The 21,815-nt window shown below is 62.3% G+C and carries 33 protein-coding genes; all 33 read left to right on the top strand.

Going from position 1 to position 21,815, the window contains the following annotated elements; all coding sequences use genetic code 11:
• The first annotated feature begins 15 nt into the window (after positions 1-15).
• The 33 genes from fusA (at position 16) to DBIPINDM_RS37040 (ending at position 21,721) form a co-directional block, all read left to right on the top strand.
• Positions 16-2,106: an elongation factor G gene (gene fusA, locus DBIPINDM_RS37200; protein ID WP_214472514.1), complete on the top strand. Its 2,091-nt coding sequence runs from the start codon at positions 16-18 to the stop codon at positions 2,104-2,106.
• Positions 2,107-2,173: 67 nt separating this feature from the next.
• The gene (gene tuf / locus DBIPINDM_RS37195; RefSeq protein WP_010909256.1) at positions 2,174-3,349 is read left to right on the top strand and encodes an elongation factor Tu; all 1,176 of its coding nucleotides are present in this window, start codon (positions 2,174-2,176) and stop codon (positions 3,347-3,349) included.
• Between the two features lie 69 nt (positions 3,350-3,418).
• Positions 3,419-3,727, top strand: a complete 309-nt coding sequence (gene rpsJ, locus DBIPINDM_RS37190; RefSeq protein WP_010909272.1) for a 30S ribosomal protein S10 — start codon at positions 3,419-3,421, stop codon at positions 3,725-3,727.
• Between the two features lie 61 nt (positions 3,728-3,788).
• Positions 3,789-4,517 carry a 50S ribosomal protein L3 gene (gene rplC, locus DBIPINDM_RS37185; RefSeq protein ID WP_258583921.1) on the top strand — a complete coding sequence of 243 codons (729 nt, stop codon included), beginning with the start codon at positions 3,789-3,791 and terminating at the stop codon, positions 4,515-4,517.
• Positions 4,517-5,137: a 50S ribosomal protein L4 gene (gene rplD, locus DBIPINDM_RS37180; protein ID WP_013895699.1), complete on the top strand. Its 621-nt coding sequence runs from the start codon at positions 4,517-4,519 to the stop codon at positions 5,135-5,137. Before rplC ends, rplD begins: the two co-directional genes overlap by 1 nt.
• Complete coding sequence (locus DBIPINDM_RS37175) at positions 5,134-5,427, top strand: 50S ribosomal protein L23 (RefSeq protein WP_010909275.1); 294 nt, start codon at positions 5,134-5,136, stop codon at positions 5,425-5,427. The genes rplD and DBIPINDM_RS37175 overlap by 4 nt, the downstream gene beginning before the upstream one ends.
• Before the next feature lie 22 nt (positions 5,428-5,449).
• Entirely contained in the window at positions 5,450-6,283 is an 834-nt protein-coding gene (gene rplB, locus DBIPINDM_RS37170; protein WP_258583920.1) for a 50S ribosomal protein L2, read from the top strand.
• Between the two features lie 16 nt (positions 6,284-6,299).
• The gene (rpsS, locus tag DBIPINDM_RS37165; RefSeq protein ID WP_027044977.1) at positions 6,300-6,578 is read left to right on the top strand and encodes a 30S ribosomal protein S19; all 279 of its coding nucleotides are present in this window, start codon (positions 6,300-6,302) and stop codon (positions 6,576-6,578) included.
• Between the two features lie 2 nt (positions 6,579-6,580).
• On the top strand, positions 6,581-6,970 hold the full coding sequence (rplV, locus tag DBIPINDM_RS37160; protein ID WP_006205462.1) for a 50S ribosomal protein L22: 390 nt from the start codon (positions 6,581-6,583) through the stop codon (positions 6,968-6,970).
• Entirely contained in the window at positions 6,970-7,695 is a 726-nt protein-coding gene (gene rpsC / locus DBIPINDM_RS37155; protein ID WP_023672753.1) for a 30S ribosomal protein S3, read from the top strand. The genes rplV and rpsC overlap by 1 nt, the downstream gene beginning before the upstream one ends.
• A gap of 27 nt (positions 7,696-7,722) precedes the next feature.
• On the top strand, positions 7,723-8,136 hold the full coding sequence (gene rplP, locus DBIPINDM_RS37150; RefSeq protein ID WP_013531427.1) for a 50S ribosomal protein L16: 414 nt from the start codon (positions 7,723-7,725) through the stop codon (positions 8,134-8,136).
• Between the two features lie 13 nt (positions 8,137-8,149).
• Entirely contained in the window at positions 8,150-8,350 is a 201-nt protein-coding gene (rpmC, locus tag DBIPINDM_RS37145; RefSeq protein ID WP_006205459.1) for a 50S ribosomal protein L29, read from the top strand.
• Positions 8,351-8,361: 11 nt separating this feature from the next.
• Complete coding sequence (rpsQ, locus tag DBIPINDM_RS37140; RefSeq protein WP_010909280.1) at positions 8,362-8,601, top strand: 30S ribosomal protein S17; 240 nt, start codon at positions 8,362-8,364, stop codon at positions 8,599-8,601.
• Between the two features lie 72 nt (positions 8,602-8,673).
• Positions 8,674-9,042 carry a 50S ribosomal protein L14 gene (gene rplN / locus DBIPINDM_RS37135; protein ID WP_006205457.1) on the top strand — a complete coding sequence of 123 codons (369 nt, stop codon included), beginning with the start codon at positions 8,674-8,676 and terminating at the stop codon, positions 9,040-9,042.
• A gap of 12 nt (positions 9,043-9,054) precedes the next feature.
• Positions 9,055-9,369, top strand: coding sequence for a 50S ribosomal protein L24 (gene rplX, locus DBIPINDM_RS37130; protein ID WP_006205456.1), 315 nt, complete (start codon positions 9,055-9,057; stop codon positions 9,367-9,369).
• A complete protein-coding gene (gene rplE, locus DBIPINDM_RS37125; RefSeq protein ID WP_172229140.1) occupies positions 9,362-9,940 on the top strand; it encodes a 50S ribosomal protein L5 in 579 nt (192 codons plus the stop codon). The genes rplX and rplE overlap by 8 nt, the downstream gene beginning before the upstream one ends.
• Positions 9,941-9,967: 27 nt before the next feature.
• Positions 9,968-10,273, top strand: coding sequence for a 30S ribosomal protein S14 (gene rpsN, locus DBIPINDM_RS37120; protein WP_010909282.1), 306 nt, complete (start codon positions 9,968-9,970; stop codon positions 10,271-10,273).
• A gap of 12 nt (positions 10,274-10,285) precedes the next feature.
• Entirely contained in the window at positions 10,286-10,684 is a 399-nt protein-coding gene (rpsH, locus tag DBIPINDM_RS37115; RefSeq protein WP_006205453.1) for a 30S ribosomal protein S8, read from the top strand.
• An 89-nt stretch (positions 10,685-10,773) separates the two neighbouring features.
• Complete coding sequence (gene rplF / locus DBIPINDM_RS37110; protein ID WP_258583915.1) at positions 10,774-11,307, top strand: 50S ribosomal protein L6; 534 nt, start codon at positions 10,774-10,776, stop codon at positions 11,305-11,307.
• A gap of 140 nt (positions 11,308-11,447) precedes the next feature.
• A complete protein-coding gene (gene rplR / locus DBIPINDM_RS37105) occupies positions 11,448-11,807 on the top strand; it encodes a 50S ribosomal protein L18 (RefSeq protein WP_172229138.1) in 360 nt (119 codons plus the stop codon).
• An 80-nt stretch (positions 11,808-11,887) separates the two neighbouring features.
• Positions 11,888-12,451 carry a 30S ribosomal protein S5 gene (gene rpsE, locus DBIPINDM_RS37100; protein ID WP_032933400.1) on the top strand — a complete coding sequence of 188 codons (564 nt, stop codon included), beginning with the start codon at positions 11,888-11,890 and terminating at the stop codon, positions 12,449-12,451.
• 24 nt (positions 12,452-12,475) lie between these two features.
• Positions 12,476-12,673, top strand: coding sequence for a 50S ribosomal protein L30 (gene rpmD, locus DBIPINDM_RS37095; protein ID WP_258583912.1), 198 nt, complete (start codon positions 12,476-12,478; stop codon positions 12,671-12,673).
• Between the two features lie 22 nt (positions 12,674-12,695).
• Positions 12,696-13,169 carry a 50S ribosomal protein L15 gene (gene rplO, locus DBIPINDM_RS37090; protein WP_258583911.1) on the top strand — a complete coding sequence of 158 codons (474 nt, stop codon included), beginning with the start codon at positions 12,696-12,698 and terminating at the stop codon, positions 13,167-13,169.
• A gap of 187 nt (positions 13,170-13,356) precedes the next feature.
• Positions 13,357-14,697, top strand: a complete 1,341-nt coding sequence (gene secY / locus DBIPINDM_RS37085) for a preprotein translocase subunit SecY (RefSeq protein WP_091584616.1) — start codon at positions 13,357-13,359, stop codon at positions 14,695-14,697.
• The gene (locus DBIPINDM_RS37080; RefSeq protein ID WP_258583910.1) at positions 14,694-15,290 is read left to right on the top strand and encodes an adenylate kinase; all 597 of its coding nucleotides are present in this window, start codon (positions 14,694-14,696) and stop codon (positions 15,288-15,290) included. Before secY ends, DBIPINDM_RS37080 begins: the two co-directional genes overlap by 4 nt.
• Before the next feature lie 201 nt (positions 15,291-15,491).
• On the top strand, positions 15,492-15,860 hold the full coding sequence (gene rpsM / locus DBIPINDM_RS37075; protein WP_006205445.1) for a 30S ribosomal protein S13: 369 nt from the start codon (positions 15,492-15,494) through the stop codon (positions 15,858-15,860).
• 138 nt (positions 15,861-15,998) lie between these two features.
• Positions 15,999-16,388, top strand: coding sequence for a 30S ribosomal protein S11 (rpsK, locus tag DBIPINDM_RS37070; RefSeq protein WP_006205444.1), 390 nt, complete (start codon positions 15,999-16,001; stop codon positions 16,386-16,388).
• A 102-nt stretch (positions 16,389-16,490) separates the two neighbouring features.
• A complete protein-coding gene (locus tag DBIPINDM_RS37065) occupies positions 16,491-17,501 on the top strand; it encodes a DNA-directed RNA polymerase subunit alpha (RefSeq protein WP_006205443.1) in 1,011 nt (336 codons plus the stop codon).
• 104 nt (positions 17,502-17,605) lie between these two features.
• Positions 17,606-18,037, top strand: coding sequence for a 50S ribosomal protein L17 (gene rplQ, locus DBIPINDM_RS37060; protein WP_258583909.1), 432 nt, complete (start codon positions 17,606-17,608; stop codon positions 18,035-18,037).
• 181 nt (positions 18,038-18,218) lie between these two features.
• On the top strand, positions 18,219-19,712 hold the full coding sequence (locus DBIPINDM_RS37055) for a DegQ family serine endoprotease (RefSeq protein WP_258583908.1): 1,494 nt from the start codon (positions 18,219-18,221) through the stop codon (positions 19,710-19,712).
• A gap of 40 nt (positions 19,713-19,752) precedes the next feature.
• Positions 19,753-21,060, top strand: a complete 1,308-nt coding sequence (locus DBIPINDM_RS37050) for a replication-associated recombination protein A (protein WP_258583907.1) — start codon at positions 19,753-19,755, stop codon at positions 21,058-21,060.
• Positions 21,061-21,065: 5 nt separating this feature from the next.
• Positions 21,066-21,554 carry a hypothetical protein gene (locus DBIPINDM_RS37045; protein ID WP_258589483.1) on the top strand — a complete coding sequence of 163 codons (489 nt, stop codon included), beginning with the start codon at positions 21,066-21,068 and terminating at the stop codon, positions 21,552-21,554.
• The gene (locus DBIPINDM_RS37040; protein ID WP_258583906.1) at positions 21,512-21,721 is read left to right on the top strand and encodes a DUF930 domain-containing protein; all 210 of its coding nucleotides are present in this window, start codon (positions 21,512-21,514) and stop codon (positions 21,719-21,721) included. Before DBIPINDM_RS37045 ends, DBIPINDM_RS37040 begins: the two co-directional genes overlap by 43 nt.
• Positions 21,722-21,815 lie beyond the last annotated feature (94 nt).

Raw genomic sequence — 21,815 nt, 5'->3', positions numbered from 1 at the left:
TGAGAGGCAGCTACGATGGCCCGCGAATACAAAATCGAAGACTACCGCAATTTCGGTATCATGGCGCATATTGACGCCGGCAAGACGACGACCACCGAGCGCGTCCTCTATTACACGGGCAAGTCGCACAAGATCGGCGAAGTGCACGACGGCGCTGCCACCATGGATTGGATGGAGCAGGAGCAGGAACGCGGCATCACCATCACGTCGGCCGCCACCACGACCTTCTGGAAGGGTCGCGACGGCAAGATGCACCGCTTCAACATCATCGACACCCCCGGGCACGTCGACTTCACCATCGAAGTCGAGCGTTCGCTGCGCGTGCTTGACGGCGCCATCGCGCTGCTCGACGCCAACGCCGGTGTCGAGCCGCAGACGGAAACCGTCTGGCGCCAGGCCGACAAGTACCGCGTGCCGCGTATGATCTTCTGCAACAAGATGGACAAGATCGGCGCCGACTTCTACCGCTCGGTCGAGATGATCGGCTCGCGCCTCGGTGCGCAGGCTGTCGTCATGCAGCTGCCGATCGGCGCCGAGACCGAATTCAAGGGTGTTGTCGACCTCGTCGAGATGAACGCGCTCGTCTGGCGCGACGAGACGCTGGGCGCTGCCTGGGACGTCGTCGAGATCCCGGCTGACCTCCAGGCTCGTGCCGAGGAATACCGCGAGAAGATGATCGAAGCCGCCGTCGAAATGGACGAGACGGCGCTCGAGAACTACCTCGAAGGCAAGATGCCGTCGAATGACGAGATCCGTTCGCTGATCCGCAAGGGCACGATCGCGGTCAAGTTCTACCCGATGTTCTGCGGCTCGGCTTTCAAGAACAAGGGCGTGCAGCCGCTGCTCGACGCCGTTGTCGAATATTTGCCGTCGCCGGCCGACGTTCCCGCCATCAAGGGTGTCGATGCCAAGACCGACGCCGAGATCGAGCGTCATGCGGACGATAACGAGCCGCTGTCGATGCTCGCTTTCAAGATCATGAACGACCCGTTCGTCGGTTCGCTGACCTTTGCCCGCATCTATTCGGGCAAGCTCACCAAGGGCGTCTCGGTCGACAACACCGTCAAGGGCAAGAAGGAGCGCATCGGCCGCATGCTGCAGATGCATGCGAATTCGCGCGCCGACGTCGAAGAAGCTTTCGCCGGCGACATCGTCGCTCTGGCTGGCCTCAAGGACACGACCACTGGCGACACGCTGTGCGATCCGCTGCATCCGGTTATCCTCGAGCGCATGGAATTCCCCGATCCGGTCATCCAGATCGCTATCGAGCCGAAGACCAAGAACGACCAGGAAAAGATGGGCCTCGCCCTTCACCGCCTGGCTGCCGAGGATCCGTCCTTCCGCGTCAAGACCGACGAGGAAAGCGGCCAGACCATCATCTCCGGCATGGGCGAACTGCACCTCGACATCATCGTCGACCGCATGCGTCGCGAGTTCAAGGTCGAAGCCAATGTCGGCGCTCCGCAGGTGGCCTATCGCGAGACGATCACCCGCAAGCACGAGCAGGATTACACGCACAAGAAGCAGACCGGTGGTACCGGCCAGTTCGCTCGTGTGAAAGTTGTGTTCGAGCCGAATTCGGAGAGCGAAGACTTCGTGTTCGAGTCCAAGATCGTCGGCGGCGCCGTGCCGAAGGAATACATTCCGGGTGTCGAAAAGGGCATCCAGAGCGTCATGGGCGCAGGTCCGTTCGCTGGCTTCCCGATGATCGGCGTCAGGGCGACGCTCATCGACGGCGCCTACCACGACGTCGACTCCTCGGTCCTGGCCTTCGAAATCGCGTCCCGTGCATGCTTCCGTGAAGCCGCACCCAAGCTTGGCGTGCAGCTGCTCGAGCCGATCATGAAGGTCGAAGTCGTGACGCCGGAAGACTACGTCGGCAGCGTCATTGGCGACCTGAACGGCCGTCGTGGCCAGATCCAGGGCCAGGAAGCGCGTGGCGTGGCTGTCGTCATCAACGCGATGGTGCCGCTCGCCAACATGTTCAAGTACGTCGACAACCTGCGCTCGATGAGCCAGGGCCGCGCGGCCTACACGATGCAGTTCGATCATTACGAGCCGGTCCCGACCGCGGTCGCTCAGGAAGTCCAGAAAAAGTACGCGTAACTCGAAAGAGCTGTCGCGGTAACGCAATTCAAAGCCCGCTTGGGCGAGCAGGAAATGGAGACATCACATGGCAAAAGGTAAATTCGAGCGCACTAAGCCTCATGTGAACATCGGCACGATTGGTCACGTTGACCATGGCAAGACGTCGCTGACGGCGGCGATCACGAAGTATTTTGGCGAGTACAAGCGCTACGACCAGATCGATGCGGCGCCGGAAGAGAAGGCCCGCGGCATCACGATCTCGACGGCTCACGTCGAATACGAGACGGCCAACCGCCACTATGCCCACGTCGACTGCCCCGGCCACGCCGACTATGTGAAGAACATGATCACCGGCGCCGCGCAGATGGACGGCGCGATCCTGGTCGTGTCGGCTGCCGACGGCCCGATGCCGCAGACCCGCGAGCACATCCTGCTGGCCCGTCAGGTCGGCGTGCCGTCGATCGTGGTGTTCCTCAACAAGGTCGACCAGGTCGACGACGCCGAGCTGCTCGAACTGGTCGAGCTCGAGGTTCGCGAGCTGCTCTCGAAGAACGAATTCCCCGGCGACGACATTCCGATCGTCAAGGGTTCGGCGCTGGCCGCTCTTGAAGATTCGAACAAGACGATCGGCGAGGACGCGATCCGCGAGCTGATGGCTCAGGTCGACGCCTACATCCCGACGCCGGTTCGTCCGCTCGACAAGCCGTTCCTGATGCCGATCGAAGACGTGTTCTCGATCTCGGGCCGTGGCACGGTCGTCACCGGCCGCGTCGAGCGCGGCGTGGTCAAGGTCGGCGAGGAACTCGAGATCATCGGCATCCGTCCGACGACCAAGACGACCTGCACGGGCGTGGAAATGTTCCGCAAGCTGCTCGATCAGGGCCAGGCTGGCGACAACATCGGCGCGCTGCTGCGTGGCGTTGATCGTGAAGGTGTCGAGCGCGGCCAGGTTCTGGCCAAGCCGGGCACGGTGAAGCCGCACAAGAAGTTCGTGGCCGAAGCCTACATCCTGACCAAGGACGAAGGTGGCCGTCACACGCCGTTCTTCACCAACTACCGTCCGCAGTTCTACTTCCGCACGACCGACGTGACCGGCATCGTGTCGCTGCCGGCTGGCACCGAGATGGTGATGCCTGGCGACAACATCACGGTCGATGTCGAGCTGATCGTGCCGATCGCCATGGAAGAGAAGCTGCGCTTCGCCATCCGTGAAGGCGGCCGCACCGTCGGTGCCGGCATCGTCGTCACCATCAAAGAGTAATTTGGACTTAAACCGATCTGTCGCGGGCGCGGAAGTTGCCCGCGCCGCGCCAGAACAAGGAAGTGACGCATGAACGGACAGAATATCCGCATCCGCCTGAAGGCGTTTGATCACCGCGTGCTCGACGCCTCGACGAAGGAAATCGTGTCGACGGCCAAGCGCACCGGCGCAAACGTCCGCGGCCCCATTCCGCTGCCGACGCGGATCGAAAAGTTCACGGTGAACCGGTCGCCCCACGTCGACAAGAAGAGCCGCGAGCAGTTCGAGATGCGCACGCACAAGCGTCTGCTCGACATCGTCGATCCGACCCCGCAGACCGTCGATGCTTTGATGAAGCTCGATCTGGCCGCCGGCGTCGACGTCGAGATCAAGCTCTAAGGGAATGAGAGCGCGGTAAGGGGCGGTGCCCCTGGCCCGGAACTCTAAAGGAATTGAACCGATGCGTTCAGGTGTGATTGCAAAGAAGGTGGGAATGACCCGCATCTACAACGATGCCGGGGAACATGTTCCCGTCACCGTTCTCCAGATGGAGAACTGCCAGGTCGTGGCGCAGCGCACGCAGGAGAAGAATGGCTATACCGCCGTTCAGCTCGGCGTTGGCCTCGCCAAGGTGAAGAACACGTCGAAGGCGATGCGCGGCCATTTCGCGACCGCTTCCGTCGAGCCGAAGGCGAAGGTCGCCGAGTTCCGCGTCTCCGCCGACAACATGATCGATGTCGGCGCCGAGATCACCGTCGAGCACTTCGTCGCCGGCCAGAAGGTCGATGTGACGGGCACGACGATCGGCAAGGGTTTCCAGGGCGTCATCAAGCGTCATCACATGGGTGGTGGCCGCGCGACGCACGGTAACTCGGTCTCGCACCGTACGCACGGTTCGACCGGCCAGCGCCAGGACCCGGGCAAGGTGTTCAAGGGCAAGCATATGGCTGGCCACATGGGCGATACCCGCGTCACCACGCAGAATGTCGAGATCGTCTCGACCGATGCCGACCGCGGCCTGATCCTGATCCGCGGAGCGGTTCCCGGATCGAAGGGCGCCTGGATCCTGGTCCGCGACGCGGCCAAGGTGGCACTGCCGGCCAATGCGCCGAAGCCCGCCGCGATCCGCCCAGTTGCAGCAGGAAGTGCTGCTAAGAACGAGGCTCCGGCCACAGAGGGAGCGGAATAATGGATCTCAAGATCACAACGCTTGGCGGCAAGGACGCCGGCAAGGTGAAACTCTCCGAGGAGATTTTCGGCCTTGATCCGCGCGAGGACATCCTGCAGCGCGTCGTGCGCTGGCAGCTTGCCAAGAAGCAGCAGGGCACGCACAAGGCCAAGGGCCGCGCGGAAATCGCGCGCACCGGCGCCAAGATGTACAAGCAGAAGGGTACGGGCCGCGCCCGTCACCATTCGGCACGCGCCCCGCAGTTCCGCGGCGGCGGCAAGGCCCACGGGCCGGTCGTTCGCAGCCATGAGCACGATCTGCCGAAGAAGGTTCGTGCGCTTGGCCTCAAGCATGCCCTCTCGGCCAAGGCCAAGAGCGCGTCGATCATCATCATCGACGAGCTGAAGCTGACCGAGGCCAAGACCAAGGCGCTGATCGCGAATTTCGCGACGCTGGGCCTGAGCAACGCCCTGGTGATTGGTGGCGCCGAGCTGGACCAGAACTTCAAGCTGGCCGCGACCAACATCCCCAACATCGACGTGCTGCCCATCCAGGGCATCAACGTCTACGACATTCTGCGCCGCGGCACGCTGGTCCTTTCGAAGGCCGCCGTCGAGGCTCTCGAGGAGCGCTTTAAATGACCGACCTTCGTCACTACGACGTGATCGTCAGCCCGGCGATCACCGAAAAGTCGACCATGGCTTCCGAGCAGAACCAGGTCGTCTTCAACGTCGCCAAGAAGGCGTCGAAGCCGGAAATCAAGGCCGCCGTCGAAGCGCTGTTCGGCGTCAAGGTGATGGCCGTGAACACGCTTGTCCGCAAGGGCAAGATCAAGCGCTTCCGCGGCACGATCGGCCGCCAGAGCGACGTCAAGAAGGCGATTGTGACGCTGGCCGACGGCCAGTCGATCGACGTCGCGACGGGTCTCTGAGCAAGGCCGCGAGGACAGAACAATGGCACTGAAAAAATTCAACCCGGTAACGCCGAGCACCCGCCAGCTGGTCATCGTCGACCGCTCGGGCCTCTACAAGGGCAAGCCCGTCAAGGGTCTGACCGAAGGCCTGACCAAGTCGGGCGGCCGCAACAATCATGGTCGCATCACCGCCCGCTTCATCGGTGGTGGCCACAAGCGTTCGTACCGCATCATCGACTTCAAGCGTCGCAAGTTCGACGTTGTCGGCACGGTCGAGCGTATCGAGTATGATCCGAACCGCACCGCCTTCATCGCGCTGATAAAGTATGATGATGGTGAGCTGTCCTACATCATTGCTCCGCAGCGTCTGGCTCCCGGCGACAAGATCTTGGCCGGCGAATCGGTCGACGTGAAGCCGGGCAACGCGATGCCGCTGGCCTCGATGCCGGTCGGCACCATCGTCCACAACATCGAGCTGAAGCCGGGCAAGGGCGCCCAGGTCGCTCGTTCGGCAGGCGGCTACGGCCAGCTGGTCGGCCGTGACCAGGGCATGGCGATCCTGCGCCTCAATTCGGGCGAGCAGCGTGTCGTTCACGGCTCCTGCATGGCCACCGTCGGTGCCGTGTCCAATCCGGACCATGGCAACATCAACGACGGCAAGGCCGGCCGTACGGTTTGGCGTGGCAAGCGTCCGCACAATCGCGGCGTGACCATGAACCCGGTTGACCACCCGCACGGCGGCGGCGAAGGCCGCACCTCCGGTGGTCGTCATCCGGTCAGCCCGTGGGGCAAGCCGACCAAGGGCAAGAAGACGCGGTCCAATAAGGCGACCGACAAGTTCATCCTGCGCTCGCGCCATCAGCGCAAGAGCTAAGAAGAGGTAACGCCAAGTGACTCGTTCTATTTGGAAAGGCCCCTTCATCGACGGCTACCTTCTCAAGAAGGTGGATAAGGTTCGTGAAGGTGGTCGCAATGAGGTGATCAAGATGTGGAGCCGTCGCTCCACCATCCTGCCGCAGTTCGTCGGCTTCACCTTCGGTGTCTATAACGGCCAGAAGCATGTTCCTGTTGCGGTCAACGAGGACATGGTCGGTCACAAGTTCGGTGAATTCGCTCCGACCCGGACCTATTACGGTCACGGCGCGGATAAGAAGGCGAAGAGGAAATAATCATGGGCAAGGCCAAAGCTCCGCGCAGGCTTGCTGACAACGAAGCGCGCGCCGTATTGCGCACGATCCGTATCAGCCCGCAGAAGCTGAACCTCGTTGCCGCGCTGATCCGCGGCAAGAAGGTCGCGACAGCGCTTTCCGACCTCGAATTCTCGGCCAAGCGGATTTCCGGCACGGTCAAGAAGACGCTCGAGTCGGCGATTGCCAACGCGGAAAACAACCACGACCTGGACGTCGATGCGCTGATCGTGGCGGAAGCCTATGTCGGCAAGTCGATCGTCATGAAGCGGTTCCACGCTCGTGGCCGTGGTCGCGCCAGCCGTATCGAGAAGCCGTTCTCGCACCTCACGATCGTCGTTCGTGAAGTCGAAGAAAAAGGGGAGGCCGCATAATGGGCCAGAAAGTCAATCCGATCGGTCTTCGCCTCGGCATCAACCGCACCTGGGATTCGCGCTGGTTCGCGAACACCGGCGAGTACGGCAAGCTGCTGCATGAGGACATCAAGATCCGCAAATATCTTGAGAAGGAACTCAAGCAGGCCGCGATCTCCAAGGTCGTGATAGAGCGCCCGCACAAGAAGTGCCGCGTCACCATCCATGCCGCGCGCCCGGGTCTGATCATCGGCAAGAAGGGCGCCGACATCGAGAAGCTTCGCAAGAAGCTGATGGAGATGACGAAGTCCGAGACGCACCTCAACATCGTTGAAGTGCGCAAGCCGGAAATCGACGCGACCCTGGTCGCCCAGTCGATCGCCCAGCAGCTCGAGCGTCGTATCGCGTTCCGTCGCGCCATGAAGCGCGCCGTTCAGTCGGCGATGCGCCTCGGTGCCGAAGGCATCCGCATCAACTGCGCCGGCCGTCTTGGCGGCGCCGAGATCGCGCGCATGGAATGGTATCGTGAAGGCCGCGTGCCGCTGCATACGCTGCGCGCCGATGTCGACTACGGCACGGCCGAAGCGCATACGGCTTACGGTATCTGCGGCGTCAAGGTCTGGGTATTCAAGGGCGAGATCCTCGAGCACGATCCGATGGCTTCGGAGCGTCGCGCGACCGAGGGTGATGCTGCGCATGGCGGTGGTGGTGATCGCGAACGCGGTCGTCGTCGCGAAAACGCCTGAGACATTTAGGAATTTGGAGTTAGAACGATGCTGCAGCCAAAGCGCACAAAGTTCCGCAAGCAGTTCAAGGGCCGTATCCATGGTACCGCAAAGGGCGGCACCAACCTGGATTTCGGTGGTTTCGGGCTGAAGGCGCTTGAGCCGAACCGCGTCACCGCGCGTGAGATCGAGGCGGCCCGCCGCGCGATCACCCGTGAAATGAAGCGTGCCGGCCGCGTCTGGATCCGTATTTTCCCAGACGTGCCGGTCACCTCGAAGCCGACCGAAGTCCGCATGGGCAAGGGCAAGGGCGCGGTCGACTACTGGGCGGCGCGCGTCAAGCCGGGCCGCATCATGTTCGAGATCGACGGCGTCAATGAAGAAACCGCCCGTGAGGCGCTGCGTCTCGGCGCGGCCAAGCTCTCGGTCAAGACGCGCTTCGTACAGCGCATCGCAGAATAAGGACGGGCTGATCATGAAAGCCGAAGACATCCGGACCAAGACCCAGGATCAGCTGACCGACGACCTGGCCAGCCTGAAGAAGGAGCAGTTCAACCTGCGCTTCCAGAAGGCCACCGGCCAGCTTGAGAAGACCGCGCGCGTGAGACAGGTCCGCAAGGACATTGCGCGCATCAAGACCATCGCTGCGGAAAAGTCCGCGGCTAAGAAGGCTTAAGGACGAAAACCATGCCAAAGCGCATTCTGCAGGGCACCGTCGTCAGCGACAAGAACGAGAAGACGGTTGTCGTCAAGGTCGAACGGCGCTTCACGCATCCCGTGATGAAGAAGACCGTGCGCATGACCAAGAAGTACAAGGCGCACGACGAGAACAACGCCCACAAGGTTGGCGATCAGGTGTTCATCCAGGAATCGAAGCCGATTTCCAAGGACAAGCGCTGGATCGTCGTGTCTTCGGACCAGGCGTAAACAAACGAATTTTGGACAGACCGGGGAGGGGTGAAAAACCCGTCCCGTTAGAAAAGAAGAAGGCGGCCAGTCATGATTCAGATGCAAACAAACCTCGACGTGGCGGATAATTCCGGCGCGCGTCGTGTCATGTGCATCAAGGTGCTGGGCGGCTCGAAGCGGAAATACGCTTCCGTGGGCGACATCATCGTGGTGTCCATCAAGGAAGCCATTCCGCGCGGCCGCGTTAAGAAGGGCGATGTGATGAAGGCGGTCGTGGTTCGCACGGCCAAGGACATCCGCCGCCCGGACGGCAGCGTGATCCGTTTCGACAAGAACGCGGCCGTTCTCGTCGACAACAAGAAAGAGCCGATCGGCACGCGTATCTTCGGACCGGTTCCGCGCGAACTCCGCGCCAAGAACCACATGAAGATCATCTCGCTCGCGCCTGAAGTGCTGTAAGGAGCCGGACCAATGCAAAAGATTAGAAAAGGCGACAAGGTCGTCGTGCTGGCCGGCAAGGACAAGGGCCGTTCGGGCGAAGTCCTTTCGGTTCAGCCGAAGGACGACACCGCGCTGGTGCGCGGCGTCAACATGATCCGTCGTCACCAGAAGCAGTCCCAGTCCCAAGAGGGTGGGATCATCACCAAGGAAGCGCCGATCCAGCTGTCGAACATCGCGCTGGCCGACCCCAAGGATGGCAAGCCGACCCGCGTCGGTTTCATCTTCCAGAAGGACGGCAAGAAGGTGCGCGTCGCCAAGCGCTCGGGAGAAGTCATCAATGGCTAAGTCTCAAACCAAGCAGGCGACTGCAACCAACACGCCGCGCCTCAAGCAGGTCTACAACGAGACCATTCGCAAGGCGCTGCAGGAGCAGTTCGGCTACGACAACGACATGCAGGTTCCGCGCCTCGACAAGATCGTGCTGAACATGGGTGTCGGCGAAGCAACCGCTGATTCCAAGAAGCCCTCGGTTGCGGCCGAAGACCTGGCGATGATCGCCGGCCAGAAGGCCGTCGTCACCCGCGCCCGCAATTCGATCGCTGGCTTCAAGGTCCGCGAGAACATGCCGATCGGCGCCAAGGTCACGCTGCGCAAGGAACGTATGTACGAGTTCCTCGACCGCCTCGTGAACATCGCACTGCCGCGCGTCCGCGACTTCCGCGGACTGAACCCCAAGAGCTTCGATGGCCGTGGCAACTACGCCATGGGCATCAAGGAGCACATCGTGTTCCCGGAGATCAACTACGACAAGGTTGATCAGATCTGGGGCATGGACGTCATCGTTTGTACGACTGCGAAGACGGACGACGAAGCCAGGGCATTGCTCAAGGCTTTCAACTTCCCCTTCCGCCAGTAACGGCAGCGAGAAAAGGAAAAATCTGAAATGGCAAAGACCAGCTCAGTCGAGAAGAACAACAGGCGCCGCAAGCTTGCCGACCAGTACGGTCCCAAGCGCGCTGCGCTCAAGGCGATCATCATGGATCAGTCCAAGCCGATGGAGGAGCGCTTCCGCGCTCAGCTCAAGCTTGCCGCCCTGCCGCGCAACTCGGCCAAGATCCGCATCCGCAACCGCTGCGAAGTCACCGGCCGTCCGCGTGCCTACTATCGCAAGCTCAAAGTATCGCGCATCGCGCTTCGTGATCTCGGCAATAACGGCCAGATCCCGGGCTTGGTCAAGTCGAGCTGGTAAGGAGGACATAACATGTCATTGAGCGATCCTCTCGGCGATATGCTGACCCGCATCCGCAACGCCTACGGCCGCAAGAAGTCGAGTGTCTCGACGCCGGCCTCGCGTCTGCGCACCCGCGTCCTCGACGTGCTGAAGGCTGAAGGCTATATCCGCGACTACAGCCAGACCGACTTCGACAACGGCAAGTCCGAAATCGAAATCGAGCTGAAGTATTTCGACGGTGCGCCGGTCGTGCGCGAAATCGCCCGCGTCTCGAAGCCGGGCCGCCGCGTTTACGTCTCGGCCAAGTCGATCCCGCACGTCGCCAACGGCCTCGGCATCGCCATCCTTTCGACGCCGAAGGGCGTGATGGCCGATCACGAAGCACGCGAACAGAACGTCGGCGGCGAGATCCTCTGCCAGATCTTCTGATCTGGCAGCTGACCCGCAAAGTGGAATCCGGTCTTCGGATCGTTCCGAAGACAGAGACCTGAAACAAGAGAAGTGACGAGGACAACAAAATGTCTCGTATTGGAAAGAAACCCGTTTCGCTGCCGCAGGGCGTGACCGCGACCGTCAACGGCCAGACCGTGACGGCGAAGGGCCCCAAGGGCGAGCTGAAGTTCGTGGTGAACGACGAAGTCCTGGTCAAGATGGAAGGCAGCGAGATCGCTGTCCAGCCGCGCGACCAGACCAAGACCGCCCGCTCCAAGTGGGGCATGTCGCGCACGCAGATCGTCAACATCCTGCAAGGCGTCAAGGACGGTTTCGAGAAGAAGCTCGAGATCACCGGCGTCGGCTATCGTGCGGCACTTCAGGGCAAGAACCTGCAGCTGGCACTTGGCTTTAGCCATGACGTCGTCTACGAGACGCCGGCCGGCATCACCATCACCGTGCCGAAGCCGACCGAGATCACCATTGCTGGCATCGACAAGCAGCAGGTTGGCCAGGTGGCTGCCGAGATCCGCGAATACCGCGGCCCCGAGCCCTACAAGGGTAAGGGCGTCCGTTACGCTGGCGAGAAGATCGTCCGCAAGGAAGGCAAGAAGAAGTAGTGGGCTTGGCCCCGAAAAAAGTTGCAGACTTTTCGGAAAGGACCAAGCCAAAGAAGTGCAACGCCGCGGGGAGCGGTCGCGGGAGGCGCTTTCGCCTACCGCATATGGCGGCCCCCGTTTTTTGAAGGCAAGGAACTATCATGGCTAGCAAAGAATCCATCCAGCGCCGCGCGCAGCGCGTCCGCCGTCAGATCAAGAAGGTCGCCGGCGAGCGTCCGCGTCTCTCGGTTCACCGCACGTCGAAGAACATCTATGTGCAGGTCATTGACGACGCCAAGGGCCACACCATCGCCGCCGCTTCGACGCTTGAGAAGGACCTCAAGGGTTCGCTCAAGACCGGTGCCGACACCGCGGCCGCTGCTGCGATCGGCAAGCTGATCGCCGAGCGCGCCACCAAGGCCGGCGTCAAGGAAGTCGTCTTCGATCGCGGCGCCTACATCTATCACGGCCGCGTCAAGGCGCTGGCTGAAGCTGCACGCGAAGGCGGTCTCAGCTTCTAAAAACTTTCGCCCCCGGTGACCCACAGAGGCGCCGGATCTCATCATCAACCGTGCTTCCGGAAAAAAACAAGGAACAGGATATGGCACAGGAACGTAGGGAAGGCGGCCGCGGCCGCGAGCGTGAAGAGCGCGATGACGGCATGGTGGACAAGCTCGTCCACATCAACCGCGTCGCCAAGGTCGTCAAGGGTGGCCGCCGCTTCGGTTTCGCCGCACTCGTCGTCGTCGGCGACCAGAAGGGTCGCGTCGGCTTCGGTCATGGCAAGGCACGCGAAGTGCCGGAAGCCATCCGCAAGGCAACCGAATCGGCAAAGCGCGACATGATCTTCGTGCCGCTGCGCTCGGGCCGTACGCTGCATCATGACGTCGAGGGACGCTGGGGCGCCGGACGCGTTCTGCTGCGCGCTGCCAAGCAGGGTACCGGCATCATCGCCGGCGGCCCGATGCGCGCTGTCTTCGAGACGCTCGGCATGCATGACGTGGTCGCCAAGTCGATGGGTTCGTCGAACCCCTACAACATGGTTCGCGCCACTTTCGACGCGCTGAAGAGCCAGATGCATCCCAAGGATGTGGCTGCCGCTCGCGGCATCAAGTATTCGACCCTTCAGGCCCGCCGCGGCACCGCCGTTGCGGCTGAAGAATAGTCGATCTGACCAGGGATTTTGACCATGGCCAAGAAAGCAACCAAGACCATCACCGTTGAGCAGATCGGTTCGCCGATCCGCCGTCCGAAGGAACAGCGCGCGACGCTGGTCGGCCTCGGCCTCAACAAGATGCACAAGCAGCGCACGCTGGAAGATACGCTTTCCGTGCGCGGCATGATCGCCGCCGTTCAGCATCTCGTCCGCGTCGTGGACGAGGGCTGAGCCAAAGCGCAGGAGAACCCAGATGAAACTCAACGATCTGCGTGACAAGGACGGCGCGACGCATTCCAAGAAGCGTCTCGGCCGCGGCATCGGTTCCGGCTCGGGCAAGACCGCCGGTCGCGGCGTCAAGGGCCAGAAGGCGCGCTCCGGCGTCGCCATCAATGGCTTCGAGGGTGGCCAGATGCCACTCTACCGGCGCCTGCCGAAGCGTGGCTTCAACAACATCTTCGCCAAGAGCTTCACCGTCGTGTCGCTGGCCCGTATCCAGGTCGCCATCGACGCCAAGAAGCTCGACGCCAAGGCAACCGTGACGGCTGAATCGCTCGTTGCCGCCGGCGTCATCCGCCGCGTCAAGGACGGCGTTCGCATCCTCTCGGACGGCGAGATCAAGGCAAAGCTCGCCTTCGACGTCGCCGGTGCCTCCAAGGCCGCGATCGACAAGATCGAAAAGGCCGGCGGCTCGGTCAAGTTGCCGGAAAAGGCAGCTGCCGAGTAACGGCAATTTGAAGCGCGATCGGCAGAAACCGTTTTTGCTCACGATTGCGCTTTGATCTGCTCAATTAGGCGGCCGCGTCAACGCGGCCGCTTGCATGTTTACAGCCCGGAGCTTATCTCGTGAGCTTCGGTGAAACGCGCCGCCTGACCTCACGGGCCATCAAGCGTTACCAAGCGGAGAATCAGGCATGGCTTCGGCTGCTGAACAACTAGCCTCGAATCTGAATTTCTCGGCCTTCGCCAAGGCGGAGGACCTGAAGAAACGCATCTGGTTCACCATTGGCGCTTTGCTCGTCTATCGTCTCGGCACCTACATCCCGCTTCCCGGCATCAATCCCGACGCCTTCGCCCAGGCTTTCTCCTCGCAGAGCAAGGGCGTGCTTGGCATGTTCAACATGTTCGCCGGCGGCGCCGTGCAGCGCATGGCGATCTTTGCGCTCGGCATCATGCCTTACATCTCCGCCTCCATCATCATGCAGCTGATGACCTCCGTCATCCCGTCGCTGGAAGCGTTGAAGAAGGAAGGCGAGCAGGGCCGCAAGGTCATCAACCAGTACACGCGCTACGGCACCGTGCTTCTGGCGCTGGTTCAGGCCTATGGCATTTCGGTGGGCCTGGAAAATGGCAACGGCATCGTCAACGATCCCGGCATGTTCTTCCGCCTCTCGACCGTCGTCACACTGGTTGGCGGCACCATGTTCCTGATGTGGCTCGGCGAGCAGATCACCGCGCGCGGCATCGGCAACGGCATTTCGCTGATCATCTTCTCGGGCATTGTCGCTGGCCTGCCGCGCGCCATTTCCGGCACGCTGGAGCTTGGCCGCACCGGTGCCTTGTCGACCGGCTTGATCCTGGCGATCATCGTGCTCGCCATCGTCGTCATCGCGCTCATCGTGTTCTTCGAGCGCGCCCAGCGCCGTCTGCTGATCCAGTATCCGAAGCGCCAGGTTGGCAACCGCATGTTCCAGGGCGACACCTCGCATTTGCCGCTCAAGCTCAACACGTCGGGCGTCATTCCGCCGATCTTCGCCTCGTCGCTGCTCCTGCTGCCGGCCACTGTCGCCGGCTTCTCGCAGACGACCAACATGCCGGCCTGGGCGAGCACCATCCTGGCCTCGCTCGGCCATGGCCAGCCGCTCTACATGGCGTTCTATGCGGCGATGATCGTGTTCTTCGCCTTCTTCTACACAGCGATTGTCTTCAACCCGAAGGACACCGCCGACCAGCTCAAGAAGCATTCGGGCTTCATCCCGGGCTATCGTCCGGGCGAGCGCACCGCCGATTACATCGATTACGTTCTCACCCGCATCACCGTCGTCGGCGCCATCTATCTGGTGCTGGTGTGCCTGCTGCCGGAGTTCCTGATCTCGGCGACTGGCGTACCATTCTACCTTGGTGGCACATCGCTTCTGATCGTGGTCAGTGTCACGCTCGATACGGTTGCGCAGATTCAGGGCCACCTGATCGCGCACCAGTATGAAGGCCTGATCAAGAAGTCGAAGCTGCGCGGGGGGAAGAAAGCCAGATGAGGTTGATTTTGCTTGGGCCGCCAGGGGCGGGCAAGGGGACACAAGCACAAAGACTGGTAGACAAATACGGCATACCCCAGCTTTCGACGGGCGACATGCTGCGTGCCGCCGTTCAGGCCGGTTCCGAAGTCGGCAAGCGTGCCAAGGCGGTGATGGATGCCGGTGAGCTGGTGTCCGACGCCATCGTCAACGCCATCGTCGCCGAGCGGATCGATCAGGCGGACTGCGCCGGGGGGTTCATCCTCGACGGCTACCCGCGCACGCTGGTGCAGGCTGATGCGGTTGAATCGATGCTTTCGGAGCGTGGCATCAGCCTCGACACGGTCATCGAACTGGTCGTCGACGACAGGGCCCTCGTTGGCCGGATCGTCAAGCGTGCCGAGGATGCCAAGGCGGCCGGCCAGCCGGTGCGCAAGGACGACAATCCCGCGGTGTTCGAAGAGCGCCTGCGCGAGTACTACAAGAAGACCGCTCCGCTGACCGGCTATTACTACGCCAAGGGCAGGCTCAAGACGGTCGACGGCATGGCCAGCATCGACGCGGTGACCGCCGAGATCGAAGCCGTGCTCGCGGCGGCCGCAAAGGCGCGGTAAGGGGAATTTAGAGATTAGGCTTGACGGAGGCGGCTCGCTGCGGTATGGCGGCCCGTCTTCCTATCAGGTGCGAACTTTGCTTGTCCGCAAGGGCAACGCAGTGGCTTTGAACTGGAAACACCCGCAAGGGCCGGCCTCCACCGGACGCGGGGCAATCTGAATAACGCCGGCTTGTCCGGCCCACATGGAGAAGAGAAGAACATGGCTCGTATAGCCGGCGTCAACATTCCGACTAACAAGCGCGTCGTCATTGCGCTTCAGTACATTCACGGCATTGGCAAGAAGTTCGCCCAGGAGATCGTCGACAAGGTCGGCATCCCGGCCGAGCGCCGCGTCAACCAGCTGACCGACGCGGAAGTCTTGCAGATCCGCGAGACCATCGACCGCGACTACCAGGTCGAGGGCGACCTGCGCCGCGAAGTCTCGATGAACATCAAGCGGCTCATGGACCTCGGCTGCTACCGCGGTCTGCGTCACCGCCGCTCGCTGCCGGTTCGCGGCCAGCGCACGCACACCAATGCACGTACCCGCAAGGGCCCGGCCAAGTCGATCGCCGGCAAGAAGAAGTAATTTGGGGCAGTAAGGGAGTAGGGCAGCAAGGCAATAGACCGGCAGACATACTGCCCTACTGCCATATTCCCCTACTGCCTTCTCCCTGGTGGAGCCGCTGGCATTACGGCGGTGTAGAGATCAACTGAAAGGACTATCATGGCCAAGGAAGCCGCTCGTGTTCGCCGTCGCGAACGCAAGAATATCTCGTCGGGCGTTGCCCACGTCAATTCGACCTTCAACAACACGATGATCACCATCACCGACGCGCAGGGCAATTCGATCGCCTGGTCGTCGGCCGGTGCCCAGGGCTTCAAGGGTTCGCGCAAGTCGACCCCGTTCGCCGCCCAGATGGCTGCCGAGGACGTTGCCAAGAAGGCCCAGGAACACGGCATGCGCATGCTCGAAGTCGAGGTCTGCGGACCCGGCTCCGGTCGTGAATCGGCTTTGCGCGCCCTGCAGGCGGCCGGCTTCACCATCACCTCGATCCGTGATGTGACGCCGATCCCGCACAATGGCTGCCGCCCGCGCAAGAAGCGCCGCGTCTAAGAAATTACCGAACGCCGCGCGAACGCCGAAAGGCGTTCCTCCGCGGTATTCCAGGTCGCCCGCCACGATTGGATGGTGGCGGGTCAACGGAAGGAAAGCATCATGATCCAGAAAAATTGGCAGGAACTGATCAAGCCGAACAAGATCGAGTTCTCGTCGAAGAAGAAGACTCTGACCACGCTGGTCGCCGAGCCGCTCGAGCGCGGCTTTGGCCTCACGCTGGGCAACGCGCTGCGCCGCGTGCTTCTGTCTTCACTGCGCGGTGCGGCTGTCACCGCCGTGCAGATCGACGGCGTCCTGCATGAATTCTCGTCCATCGCCGGTGTGCGCGAGGACGTGACCGACATCGTCTTGAACATCAAGGAAATCGCCATCCGCATGGAAGGCGACGGCCCCAAGCGCATGGTCGTTCGCAAGCAGGGCCCGGGTGCGGTTCTCGCCGGCGACATCCAGACGGTTGGCGACGTCGAGATCCTCAACCCCGACCACGTCATCTGCACGCTGGACGAAGGCGCTGAAATCCGCATGGAATTCACCGTCGACACCGGCAAGGGTTACGTGCCGGCCGAGCGCAACCGCGCCGAGGACGCGCCGATCGGCCTGATCCCGGTCGACAGCCTCTACTCGCCGGTCAAGAAGGTCTCCTACAAGGTCGAGAACACCCGCGAGGGTCAGGTTCTCGACTATGACAAGCTGACCATGACCATCGAGACCGACGGTTCGATCTCGGGCGAGGACGCGGTAGCTTTCGCTGCTCGCATCCTGCAGGACCAGCTCGGACTGTTCGTCAACTTCGACGAGCCGCAGAAGGAAGTCGCTGCCGAAGCCGTCACCGAACTCGCCTTCAACCCGGCGCTGCTCAAGAAGGTCGACGAACTCGAGCTTTCGGTGCGTTCGGCCAACTGCCTGAAGAACGACAACATCGTCTACATCGGCGATCTCATCCAGAAGACCGAAGCCGAGATGCTGCGCACCCCGAACTTCGGCCGCAAGTCGCTGAACGAGATCAAGGAAGTGCTCGCGGCGATGGGCCTGCATCTCGGCATGGAAGTGCCGGACTGGCCGCCGGAAAACATCGAAGACCTCGCCAAGCGCTACGAAGATCAATATTGAGCATGAATTCCAAGGATCGGCGGCCTGGGCCGCTCGATCCGACGGTCATGCGGAAAACCATCAGAGGCCTTGGCCTCTTGAACAACTGAAGAAGGAAAAGAGCCATGCGCCACGGTTTCAAAGGCCGTCGCTTCGCCCGAAGCATTAGCCATCGCAAGTCGATGTTCGCCAACCTCGCCGTGTCGCTGCTCGAGCACGAGCAGATCGTCACCACTCTGCCGAAGGCGAAGGACCTGCGTCCGATCGTCGAGAAGCTGGTAACGCTCGGCAAGCGCGGCGACCTGCACGCCCGCCGCCAGGTCATTGCCCAGATCGGCAATGAAGGCGTCGTCAAGCGCCTGTTCGACACCATCGCCCCGCGCTACGCCAACCGCAATGGCGGCTACCTGCGCATCATGAAGGCGGGCTTCCGTCACGGCGACAATGCCGCGATGGCCGTCATCGAGTTCGTCGATCGCGACACCTCGGCCAAGGGCGCCGGCGACCGCGCTCGCATCGAAGCCGAAGGTACCGAAGCGGACGCCGCAGCCGCATAACGCCACGTCTTTCCAGAATGAATTGAAGGGGCCTGCGGGCCCCTTTTTCATGTTCTGCGCGTTCCAATGCGTGTCTTAAACGATCTGCCGACGCGAAAATAATCGGATTTCAGCGGCTTAGCCTTTCATTTTGCACAATCGTCGGGACAATGCGCCCGAACTTGCCTTGGAGGATTCGCGAATGCGCGCCAAAAGACTGTCCCTTGTTCTGCTCTGCGCCTTCATGGTGTTCGCAGCCGCACCGGCAGTCCGGCAGGCGCTGGCCGAAGACGCCGCCAAGCCAGCCGATCCGGGCCTGTCGGACGTGCTGACCGATCTGTTGCATGGCGTTGAAGGCGAGAATTCCACCTCCGGTCCAGACAAGCGCGTTCCGTTCGGCCGCGAGGAGGTGCAGCTTTCGTTTGCGCCGCTGGTCAAGCAGACCGCGCCGGCCGTGGTCAATGTCTATGCGTCGCAGACGGCCAAGGTCACATCGCCTTTTGAAGGCGATCCGTTCTTCGAGGAGTTTTTCGGCCGCGCCCAGCCGCGCGCGCAGTCCTCGCTGGGCTCAGGCGTGCTCGTCGATCCGAGCGGTGTCATCGTCACCAATTTCCACGTCATCAAGGATGCCGACGAGGTCAAGGTGGCGACCGCCGACGGCCGTGAATTCACCAGCAAGGTGATGCTCAAGGACGAGACGCTCGACCTTGCGGTGCTCAAGATCGAATCCGACAAACCCTTCCCGGTCATCGCCATCGGCGATTCCGACGCGCTCGAGGTAGGCGATCTGGTGCTGGCCATCGGCAACCCCTTCGGCGTTGGCCAGACCACCACCAGCGGCATCGTTTCGGCGCTTGCCCGCAGCCATATCGGCGTTTCGGATTCGGGCTATTTCATCCAGACCGACGCCGCCATCAATCCCGGCAATTCCGGCGGCGCGCTGATCAACATGGGCGGCCAGCTGGTCGGCATCAACACGGCGATCTACAGCCGCAGCGGCGGCTCGATCGGCATCGGCTTTGCTATCCCCGCCAATATGGTGCGGGCTTTTGCCGATGCCGCCAAGGCCGGCCTCGATTTCTTCGAGCGGCCCTATATCGGCGCCGAATTCGAAGCGGTGACGCCGCAGATCGCCGAATCGCTTGGCATGGAGAAGCCGACCGGGGCGCTGGTCTCTTCCGTCGAAGCGACCGGACCGGCGGGCAAGGCTGGGCTGAAGGCGGGTGATGTCGTGCTGCAGATCAACGGCAAGCCTGTCGAGAGCATCGAGGCGCTGGACTATCGCATGGCGACGCTGTCGATCGGCACCAAGGCGAATTTCGCGATCCTGACCAAGGGCCAGAAGGCAGCCATGGACATCGCTTTGGAGCGCGCGCCGGAGGGTGCGAAGGCCTCGGAAGTGACGCTGCATGGCCGCAGCCCGTTCTCGGGCGCCAAGGTTGCGGAACTGTCGCCGCGCCTTGCCCAGAAGCTTGGCCTGCGCACCGACCTCAAGGGCGTCACGGTGATCGATGTCAACCGCGATTCTCCGGCCGCCGATTTCGGCTTCCTGCCGGGCGATATCGTGCGCGAGGTCAACGGCACCACCATCGACACCGCCGCGACGCTGGCGCAGGTTGCCCAGCAGGATACGCGCTGGTGGCGCTTTACCGTCGAGCGTGGCGGGCAGATACTGCGCCAGGTGTTGCGTTACTGAGTTCGATCTGAAGGGATCGCGCTCCAACCAAAAGAAGTGCATGGCCGATCTGTTCAGCGTCGATGAACCGGAAAAGGCGCCGCCCGGGCGGCCGCTGGCCGACAGGCTGCGGCCAAAGAATCTTGGCGAGGTCGTTGGCCAGGAGCATCTGACCGGCCCCGATGGCGCGCTGACCCGGCTGATCGGGTCCGGCTCGCTCGGCTCGATGATCTTCTGGGGGCCGCCAGGCACCGGCAAGACCACCGTGGCAAGGTTGCTCGCCGGCGAAACCAGCCTTGCCTTCGAGCAGATATCGGCGGTCTTTTCCGGCGTTGCCGACCTGAAGAAAGTCTTCGAGGCGGCCAAGCTTCGCCGCGCCAACGGTCGTCAGACCCTGCTTTTCGTCGATGAGATCCACCGCTTCAATCGCGCCCAGCAGGATTCCTTTCTCCCCGTCATGGAGGATGGGACGGTCGTCCTAGTCGGCGCCACGACCGAAAACCCGTCCTTCGAACTCAACGCGGCCCTGTTGTCCCGCGCGCGCGTCATGGTCTTTCATTCGCTCGGTGAGGAGAGCATCGCCAAGCTGATGGTGCGGGCGGAGGAGACGGAGGGCAGGGCGCTGCCGCTCGATGACGAGGCGCGTACGATGCTGATCCGCATGAGCGATGGCGACGGACGCGCATCGCTGACGCTCGCCGAGGAAGTCTGGCGTGCCGCCAAGCCCGGCGAGGTCTTCGATCCCGAAGGGCTGCAGCGCATCGTCCAACGCCGCGCGCCGATCTACGACAAGGGCCAGGACGGCCATTACAATCTGATCTCGGCGCTGCACAAATCGGTGCGTGGCTCGGATCCCGATGCAGCGCTCTACTATCTCGCGCGCATGTTCGATGCCGGCGAGGATCCTCTCTATCTCGGCCGCCGGCTGGTGCGCATGGCGATGGAGGATATCGGCCTTGCCGATCCGCAGGCGCTGGTCGTCGCCAATGCCGCCAAGGATGCGTATGACTATCTGGGCTCGCCGGAGGGCGAACTCGCCTTTGCCGAGGCCACCGTCTATCTCGCCACCGCGCCCAAATCCAATGCCGTCTACACCGCCTTCAAGGCCGCCACGCGCGCTGCCAAGGAGCATGGCTCGCTGCTGCCGCCCAAGCATATCCTCAACGCTCCGACCAAGCTGATGAAGGAAGAGGATTACGGCGCGGGCTATCGCTACGATCATGATGAGCCGGACGCCTTTTCGGGCCAGGACTATTTTCCCGAAAAAATGGGCCGCCAGACCTTCTACGATCCGCCTGAGCGTGGTTTCGAGCGCGATATCAGGAAGCGGCTCGACTACTGGGCGAAGCTGCGCAAGGAACGGGAATAGCTGACTTGCGCGGCCCGGTGGTCGTCACGCTTCGAAGCGAGGCCTCGCCATGGGGCATTCCCGCGTCGGTTGTTCTTCACACGCTGCTGGCCGCAACGCTGGCGCTCATGCCGCTGCCGAAGCCGCCGAGGCGGTTGGAAGAGGAGCGGGTGTCGGTCGACATTCTGACGCCGCAGCAGTTCGAGGCCGCGACAAGGCCACCGCCGGCGCCACCTCCGGCACCCGAGGCGCAAGCGATGCCGCCCACACCGTCGCCGAGTGCTCCTCAATTTCAACCGCCCACCGCGCCGGCCATGATCCGGCCGACCGAAATGCTGTCGGCCAAGACGCTCGCCGATCCGCGCAGCCGGCAAGCGCGCGCCGATCTTGCGACCTTCGCTTCCGACGAGCGCATGGTGCAATCTCGGACCAGATCCGGCGTTGGCGCGCGGACTTTCAGCCGGAGCGCGTCGTGCCTTGCGCAACGGCCGAGGAGAAGATCAGCGGCACCATGATCGCCGCCGATGGCGCGGCTTTCCGCAGCCGCAAAAACTGGTATAGTCTGATGTTCAACTGCCAGCTCGCACGAGACGGCGAAAGCGTCATCGGCTTTGAGTTCCTGGTCGGCGATCCCGTGGCTAGGGAGAAATGGGACGAACTCGGCTTGCCAGCGGTGCATTGACCCCAGCGGTGCATTGACCGAAGTCTGGCAAATTCCACCAGGCAGCTGCCAGGCCACAACGTCGTGGCGTTGTGCGGCGACCCAAAAAACCTTA

The organism is Mesorhizobium sp. AR02 (assembly GCF_024746835.1).
Classification (GTDB): domain Bacteria; phylum Pseudomonadota; class Alphaproteobacteria; order Rhizobiales; family Rhizobiaceae; genus Mesorhizobium.
This window is presented reverse-complemented; position numbering and strand designations above follow the sequence as displayed.

What these genes read in the sequence shown, in the direction of transcription:
- DBIPINDM_RS37065 (WP_006205443.1), top strand. Translation starts at nt 16,491, where the DNA reads ATGATCCAGAAAAATTGGCAGGAACTGATCAAGCCGAACAAGATCGAG.
- DBIPINDM_RS37050 (WP_258583907.1), top strand. Translation starts at nt 19,753, where the DNA reads ATGGCCGATCTGTTCAGCGTCGATGAACCGGAAAAGGCGCCGCCCGGG.
- rpsN (WP_010909282.1), top strand. Translation starts at nt 9,968, where the DNA reads ATGGCAAAGACCAGCTCAGTCGAGAAGAACAACAGGCGCCGCAAGCTT.
- rpsM (WP_006205445.1), top strand. Translation starts at nt 15,492, where the DNA reads ATGGCTCGTATAGCCGGCGTCAACATTCCGACTAACAAGCGCGTCGTC.
- rplX (WP_006205456.1), top strand. Translation starts at nt 9,055, where the DNA reads ATGCAAAAGATTAGAAAAGGCGACAAGGTCGTCGTGCTGGCCGGCAAG.
- tuf (WP_010909256.1), top strand. Translation starts at nt 2,174, where the DNA reads ATGGCAAAAGGTAAATTCGAGCGCACTAAGCCTCATGTGAACATCGGC.
- rpsQ (WP_010909280.1), top strand. Translation starts at nt 8,362, where the DNA reads ATGCCAAAGCGCATTCTGCAGGGCACCGTCGTCAGCGACAAGAACGAG.
- rpsK (WP_006205444.1), top strand. Translation starts at nt 15,999, where the DNA reads ATGGCCAAGGAAGCCGCTCGTGTTCGCCGTCGCGAACGCAAGAATATC.
- rplC (WP_258583921.1), top strand. Translation starts at nt 3,789, where the DNA reads ATGCGTTCAGGTGTGATTGCAAAGAAGGTGGGAATGACCCGCATCTAC.
- rplB (WP_258583920.1), top strand. Translation starts at nt 5,450, where the DNA reads ATGGCACTGAAAAAATTCAACCCGGTAACGCCGAGCACCCGCCAGCTG.
- rplD (WP_013895699.1), top strand. Translation starts at nt 4,517, where the DNA reads ATGGATCTCAAGATCACAACGCTTGGCGGCAAGGACGCCGGCAAGGTG.
- rplV (WP_006205462.1), top strand. Translation starts at nt 6,581, where the DNA reads ATGGGCAAGGCCAAAGCTCCGCGCAGGCTTGCTGACAACGAAGCGCGC.
- rplP (WP_013531427.1), top strand. Translation starts at nt 7,723, where the DNA reads ATGCTGCAGCCAAAGCGCACAAAGTTCCGCAAGCAGTTCAAGGGCCGT.
- fusA (WP_214472514.1), top strand. Translation starts at nt 16, where the DNA reads ATGGCCCGCGAATACAAAATCGAAGACTACCGCAATTTCGGTATCATG.
- rpmC (WP_006205459.1), top strand. Translation starts at nt 8,150, where the DNA reads ATGAAAGCCGAAGACATCCGGACCAAGACCCAGGATCAGCTGACCGAC.
- rplF (WP_258583915.1), top strand. Translation starts at nt 10,774, where the DNA reads ATGTCTCGTATTGGAAAGAAACCCGTTTCGCTGCCGCAGGGCGTGACC.
- rpsE (WP_032933400.1), top strand. Translation starts at nt 11,888, where the DNA reads ATGGCACAGGAACGTAGGGAAGGCGGCCGCGGCCGCGAGCGTGAAGAG.
- rpsJ (WP_010909272.1), top strand. Translation starts at nt 3,419, where the DNA reads ATGAACGGACAGAATATCCGCATCCGCCTGAAGGCGTTTGATCACCGC.
- rplR (WP_172229138.1), top strand. Translation starts at nt 11,448, where the DNA reads ATGGCTAGCAAAGAATCCATCCAGCGCCGCGCGCAGCGCGTCCGCCGT.
- DBIPINDM_RS37175 (WP_010909275.1), top strand. Translation starts at nt 5,134, where the DNA reads ATGACCGACCTTCGTCACTACGACGTGATCGTCAGCCCGGCGATCACC.
- secY (WP_091584616.1), top strand. Translation starts at nt 13,357, where the DNA reads ATGGCTTCGGCTGCTGAACAACTAGCCTCGAATCTGAATTTCTCGGCC.
- rpsC (WP_023672753.1), top strand. Translation starts at nt 6,970, where the DNA reads ATGGGCCAGAAAGTCAATCCGATCGGTCTTCGCCTCGGCATCAACCGC.
- rplE (WP_172229140.1), top strand. Translation starts at nt 9,362, where the DNA reads ATGGCTAAGTCTCAAACCAAGCAGGCGACTGCAACCAACACGCCGCGC.
- rplO (WP_258583911.1), top strand. Translation starts at nt 12,696, where the DNA reads ATGAAACTCAACGATCTGCGTGACAAGGACGGCGCGACGCATTCCAAG.
- DBIPINDM_RS37055 (WP_258583908.1), top strand. Translation starts at nt 18,219, where the DNA reads ATGCGCGCCAAAAGACTGTCCCTTGTTCTGCTCTGCGCCTTCATGGTG.
- rpmD (WP_258583912.1), top strand. Translation starts at nt 12,476, where the DNA reads ATGGCCAAGAAAGCAACCAAGACCATCACCGTTGAGCAGATCGGTTCG.
- rpsH (WP_006205453.1), top strand. Translation starts at nt 10,286, where the DNA reads ATGTCATTGAGCGATCCTCTCGGCGATATGCTGACCCGCATCCGCAAC.
- rplN (WP_006205457.1), top strand. Translation starts at nt 8,674, where the DNA reads ATGATTCAGATGCAAACAAACCTCGACGTGGCGGATAATTCCGGCGCG.
- rplQ (WP_258583909.1), top strand. Translation starts at nt 17,606, where the DNA reads ATGCGCCACGGTTTCAAAGGCCGTCGCTTCGCCCGAAGCATTAGCCAT.
- DBIPINDM_RS37080 (WP_258583910.1), top strand. Translation starts at nt 14,694, where the DNA reads ATGAGGTTGATTTTGCTTGGGCCGCCAGGGGCGGGCAAGGGGACACAA.